General features: G+C 72.4%; 4 protein-coding genes. 1 reads left to right on the top strand and 3 read right to left on the bottom strand.

Translation table 11 applies throughout. The features are described from left to right. The 3 genes from ACIQOV_RS23395 to ACIQOV_RS23385 form a co-directional block, all read right to left on the bottom strand. Positions 1 to 1,578, bottom strand: a 1,578-nt coding sequence (locus ACIQOV_RS23395; RefSeq protein ID WP_401051358.1) for a purple acid phosphatase family protein, incomplete at its 3' end; no start/stop codon positions are given. A gap of 93 nt (positions 1,579 to 1,671) precedes the next feature. Then, entirely contained in the window at positions 1,672 to 2,652 is a 981-nt protein-coding gene (locus ACIQOV_RS23390; protein ID WP_401051356.1) for an SAM-dependent methyltransferase, read from the bottom strand. A 60-nt stretch (positions 2,653 to 2,712) separates the two neighbouring features. Then, positions 2,713 to 4,065 (bottom strand): MFS transporter, encoded by a 1,353-nt coding sequence (locus tag ACIQOV_RS23385; protein WP_401051353.1) that lies wholly within the window; start codon positions 4,063 to 4,065, stop codon positions 2,713 to 2,715. A 160-nt stretch (positions 4,066 to 4,225) separates the two neighbouring features. Here ACIQOV_RS23385 and ACIQOV_RS23380 point away from each other — a divergent pair, with 160 nt between their 5' ends. Further along, positions 4,226 to 5,833, top strand: coding sequence for an alpha/beta hydrolase (locus ACIQOV_RS23380; protein WP_401051350.1), 1,608 nt, complete (start codon positions 4,226 to 4,228; stop codon positions 5,831 to 5,833). Positions 5,834 to 5,970 lie beyond the last annotated feature (137 nt).

Raw genomic sequence — 5,970 nt, 5'->3', positions numbered from 1 at the left:
GGTGAGGTCCCCGTGGGGTCCGTCGAAGGTGTAGTAGGTGACCTTCATGGTGGTCGTGCCGCCGCGCCGGTCGCCCGGGTCGACCTCGAAGGCCGCGAAGCCGTGGGCGTGGGTGCGGTCCTGGACGGCGGCCCAGGGCGCGTCCTCGGTGACCCAGACCGACTCCCGGTAGGGCGCGCCCGGCTTCGGGTCCTCCAGCCCGACGACCACCCGGCCCTTGGGCTTCTCGAAGAGGTCGTCCTGCGTGGTGGCGGCGTTGCCGCCGGCCCCGATGATCATGTGGACGGTGCCCCGCCCGGTGTCGACGAGGTCGGTGCGGGTGTCGGTCGGCACCGGGGTGCGGGTGTCGTTGGGCAGGGTGCCGCGGACGGGGTGGGAGCGCTCGTAGTAGTGCTCGTGGCCGCACACCACCAGGTCGACCCCGTAGGCGTCGAACAGCGGGCCCCAGGTCTCGCGGAGGCCGAGGTCGCTGCCGGAGCCGTGCATCGAGCTGGAGATCATCGGGTGGTGCATGCAGACCACGATCCAGTCGATCGCCCGGTTGCCCCGGGCCGCCCGCAGCTCCCGCTCCAGCCAGCGCCGTTGGGCTCCTCCTGAGTAGCCGCGCAGGTAGACGTCGCCGGAGTTCTGGATGGCCTCGTCGTCGTTGGCGAGGCTGATGAAGCGCACCGAGCCGACGGTGAAGGCGTACCACATGCCCCGGGTCTCCTCGTCGGAGGAGGCCGAGGAATCGGGGAGGGTGAAGTAGGCCTGGTAGCCGGTCGCGCCGATCGGGCCGTTGCCGCCCTCGTTCTCGTGGTTGCCGACGCAGGGCATCCAGGGCCGCAGCCGGGTGGAGCGGCTGTTGCTGATGAACCAGTCGGCCCAGGTCGCGGTGCGGCTCTGGCCGTGGCGGCCGGCGTAGGAGGAGTAGCAGAGGTCGCCGTTGATGAGGTTGAACAGCGGCCCGACGCGTTCGACGGCGGCGACGATGTCGGCGGAGGCCGCGGTGCCGACCTGGCTGCTCATGAACACGGGGTACTTGCCGAGCGGGGAGGGCATGCCGTCGGGGAAGGTGATCCGGCGGCGGAGGTTGGGCGCGGCCTGGTCCCCGAAGCTCGTGAAGGTGAAGGGGGTTCGGCCGCGCGGGGCGGTGGTGAAGGTGCCGGTCTCGGCGTTGGCGCCGTCGTGGCCGGCGCTGTAGAGGTAGGTGGTGCCCGGGCGCAGCCCGGTGAGCCGCGCGTGGTGGACGTACACCTCGACCTTGTCGATCGAGTCCCGGTAGGTACGGGTCTCGGCCTGGACGACCCGGCCGAGGCCGCCGTCCGGTGAGCCGTACCGCACCTGTGGTCGGCGCACGGACTGCGGGGTGAGCCAGGAGACGGTCATCTCCGTACTGGCGTCGGTGCCGAACTGCAGGTGCAGCCCGGTCACCGAGGCCGTTCCGGCGCGGTGCGGGGTGGTCTGCAGGAGCGGACCGGCGGGCGCGTCGTCGGCCGGCTGGGCGGCCGCGGGTTGCGCGGCCGCCGTCCCTGCCGCCACGAGGGCGGCTCCGGCCGCCGAGGTGCCCTTGAGGATGGACCTGCGTGCAATGGTCATGAAATCTCCGCCTGCCGAGTGGGGGGTTCGACGGGCAGTCACTTTAATGACATGAGCACGTAAAGACGATCGTTTTGACAGGGAAGGATCCGACTATGCCTTGCGGCCGACTCCCCCGTACACCGAGACCGTGTCCCCTCCCGGGGTCGGGACCTCGGCGAGCTCCGGGTGCCAGTGGTTGATCAGGACCACCCCCGGATCGTCCAACTCCAGCCCGGCGAAGAAGAGTTCGACGCGCTCGCGCGAGCGGAAGTGAAGCGTGATCCCGGCCTCCTCGTACCGGCGGGCGGCGGCCGCGCTGCGCTCCGGCGCGATGTCGGCCGTCCCCGCGGACAGCGCGAGGAAGCTGCCGGCGGGCAGGGCGTCCAGGATCTTGCGGACGGGCGGGTGCGCGGCCTCGTCGGAGAGGAAGTGGACGATGTTGATGAGCGTCAGGGCGACCGGCTCGCGGAGGTCCAGGGTGCCGGCCACCGCCGGGTCGGCGAGGAACCGCTCCGGTTCGCGCAGGTCGCCCTGGACGTAGGCGGTGCGGCCCTCGGGGGTGCTGGTGAGCAGGGCGCGCGAGTGGGCGAGCACGATCGGGTCGTTGTCGACGTAGACCACGCGGCAGGCCGGGTCGACGGACTGCACGATCTCGTGCAGATTGGGCGCGGTCGGAATGCCGGTGCCGACGTCCAGGAACTGGCGCACGCCGTGCACCTCGGCGAGCCGGCGCACCATCCGGTGCATCACGGCGCGGGCCGCGGTGGCGTCCGCGCGCACGCCGGGCAGGTCGGCCAGGACGCGGTCGCCGACCTCGCGGTCCGCGGGGAAGTTGGTCTTGCCGCCGAGCAGGTAGTCGTAGACCCGGGCCGAGTGCGCCCGGTCGGTGCGCAGGTCCACCTGCGGCGGCTCCTCGAACCCGGGCTCGGTCAGCCAGCTCTCCGACAGGCCGGTCCCCGGCGGACGGTCGTAGGACCCCCAGTCGTCCGAACCCCAGTCGTCCGGACCACCGACACCCGGACCGGCGTCCGATGTTCCGGCGTCCCGTCCGGCAGTGTCCGGTATGTCCGCAGCCGATGCGTCGGCACCCATGCTCCGCCCTCCCCGATCAGCAATGGTCCGGACCACTCAACCACAGTGGATGACTGTCCGTCAGGCGGTTCCCGGTGTCCGCTGAACCGAGGCTTCCGCGCCCCGCACGGCCGCGGCGAAGGACGGCACCTTCATCGCCGTCAGCAGCGCGAGGGCCGGGCCGGCCGTGCAGACGGTGACGTATCCGGGGATCAGGCCCAGCAGATGACGGCCGTTCAGCCACTCGGCGAGCAGCGGGAAGGTGCCGCCGAACGCGGCGATGGTGGTCGCGTTGACCACGCCGAGGCCGACCGCCCGCACCTCGGTCGGGAACAGCAGCCCGGTGAAGACGTTGAGCGTGCCGAGCACCGTGGCCACCAGCATCCCCAGCAGCACGGCGACGACCTGGAACGGCAGCCAGCCCTGGCGCAGCCCGGCGAGCAGGATGCCGACCATCGGGATCGGCAGACCGAAGCCGATCCGGGCGACCGGCAGCAGGCCGAAGCGGTCGGCGGCGACGCCGGTGAGCAGCATGGTGGCCAGCACCACGACGAGCACCACCGTCATGAAGGAGGCCGCCTCCTCCTTGCCGACCACGTGGTAGGCGGCGGCGTACTGCGGCAGGTACGCCAGCGCGAAGTAGTAACCGACCGTCCCCCCGAGGGTGTTGAGGAAGACGGTGAGCACCGCCCAGCGGTGCTCGCGCAGCGTCCGCACGAACGGCGGGCGGGCGGTGCGCCGCGCGCGCTCCCGGGTGCGGCGGAACTCCGCGCTCTCCGGCGCCCACCGCCGTACCCAGACGGCGGCCAGCCCGAGCAGTGCGGCGACCGCGAAGCCCAGGCGCCAACCACCGTTCTCCAGACCGGACTTGCCGATGGTGTGGATCAGCACGGTGAGCACCCCGAAGGAGAGCAGCGAGCCGAGGACGATCCCGCCGTAGGAGATCGAGCTGAACGCGAAGCGGTGCCGCGGCGGGGCGGTCTCGGTCACGTACGCGGCCACGCTCGGCGCCTCCCCGCCGAAGGCGAGCCCCTGCACCACCCGGGCGAGCACGGCCAGCAGTGCCGCCCAGACCCCGATGGCCTGTTGGCCGGGGATCACGGCGATGCCCAGGCTGGCGGCGGCGATCACCGCCATGCCGAGGCTCAGCGCGAAGCGCCGTCCCCTGGTGTCGCTGAGGCGCCCGATCAGGAAGGAGCCGACCGGCCGGGCGACGAAGCCCACCGCGAAGGTGACGTACGCGCCGAGCACGCCGCTGACGCCGTGCTTGCCGTGCCCGAAGAGGTCCGCCGCGAAGTAGGGCGCGAGGACGGCGTAGATGCTCCAGTCGAAGGACTCGACCACTGATCCGACCGTCGCCGCGGCCAACTCCCTCCGCCGGCCACCGACTTCCGCCTGCTCACGGAGCGGGGCCACCGCACTGCTTTCTGTCATGACCTCAGCATGGCATCGTTCGGCGCCCCGCGGAATCACCCCTCGCGCCCGGCGGACGGCATCACCCCCGACCACCGCGGGAGCGGCGCCGTGCGGAGAACTCCGAGAATCCCATGTGACCGATGTGACAGGCAGGTGATATTCCTGTGCCGTGCATTTCATGATCACCAGGAATCCGCGGCGCATCCTGCCCGCCGCCGCAGCAGCCGTCGCCACCGCAGCCCTGCTGGCCGGCTGCACCGGCGGGAGCGGCACGGCCGCCGCGCCCGCGACCACCGCGGCCCCCGCCGGCGCGACGCCGACGGCCACCCCGACGCCCACCCCGACCGTCAAGCCCACCGGTGCCGCCGACCCGGCGCTCAAGGCCTTCTACGGCCAGCAGCTCGCCTGGGGCCCCTGCGCGAAGGACCCGCAGAACAAGGAGGACATCTCAGCGCTCCAGTGCGCCGCCCTCAAGGTCCCGCTCGACTACACCGCCCCGGCCGCCGGCACCCTGGACGTCGCCGTGGTCCGCAACCCGGCCACCAAGCCCGACCAGCGGATCGGCTCGCTGCTGCTCAACCCCGGCGGCCCGGGCGGCTCCGGCGTCCAGATGGTCACCTACGACCCCAAGGGCCTCGACGGCCCGCTGCACGACCGCTACGACATCGTCGGCTTCGACCCGCGCGGCACCGGCGGCACCAGCCCGCTCAACTGCCTGGACGACCGGGCCCGGGACGCCTGGCTCAACACCGACCAGGCCGGCGACGACCACGGCAAGCAGCTCGCCGACGCCTGCCAGGCCAAGTACGCACAGGTCCTGCCCTTCGTCGGCACCCGCAACACCGCCCGGGACATGGACGTGCTGCGCGCCGCCCTCGGCGACCAGAAGCTCAGCTACCTCGGCATGTCCTACGGCACCTACCTCGGCTCGCTCTACACCGAGGAGTTCCCGGACCGGGTCGGCCGGCTCGTCCTGGACGGCGCCACCTCTGCCTCCACCTCGCTGATCCAGCACAACATCGAGCAGTCGGCCGGCTTCGAGCGGGCGCTGAAGGCCTTCGCCGCGGACTGCGTCACCAAGGACGCGTGCCCGCTCGGCAAGGACGCCGACCAGGCCCCGCAGAAGCTCGCCGCCTTCCTCGACGGACTCAAGGACAAGCCGCTCAGGACGGAGAAGGGCCGCACCCTGACCTCCAGCGCGGCCTGGACCGGCGTGCTCAGCCGGCTCTACGGCGGCGAGAAGGCCTGGAACGGCCTGCGCAACTCCATCGGCTGGGCGATGGTGCGCGGCAAGGGCGACTACCTGCTCGACCTCGCCGACGGCTACAACGGCCGTGACGAAGAAGGCCGTTACGGCCCGTCGGCGGACGCCTACACCGCCATCCACTGCGCCGACGGCGCCACCGACGCCCCGGCCGGGGAGCAGTTGCAGGCCGCGCTGACCGACCTCGCCGCCAAGGCCCCGCTGGTCGGCAAGCACGACCCGATGGCCTCGCTGTTCGACCCGGACTGCCGGATCTGGCCGTTCCGCGCGACCGAGAAGCCGCACGTGATCACGTCGGCCGCCACCACCCCGATCGTGGTCGTCGGCACCACCGGGGACCCGGCCACCCCGTACGCCTGGGCCGAGAAGCTCACCGCCGAACTCGGCAACGCCGTCCTGATCAGCCGCGACGGCGAGGGCCACACCGGCTACGGCGCGAGCAAGTGCGTCCGCGCCTCGGTGGACGCGTTCCTGCTGGACGGCACCGTCCCGGCCACGGGCATCCACTGCCCGACGGACTGACCGCGGGCCTGCTCCACCGGCGGCGCCGGGCTCACGGGCCCGGCGCCGCCGCCGTTCCCCGGACCCCGCCCGGCGGACGGGACTCGGTGGCAGAGATCGGGAGTGCGTCGGGGTGGGGGCGAGTGTTGGTAGTGGTG

This window comes from Kitasatospora sp. NPDC091257, assembly GCF_044757675.1.
Classification (GTDB): Bacteria; Actinomycetota; Actinomycetes; order Streptomycetales; family Streptomycetaceae; genus Kitasatospora; species Kitasatospora lactacystinica.
Note: the sequence above shows the minus strand (reverse complement) of the source record. Positions and strands in the feature narration are given on the sequence as shown.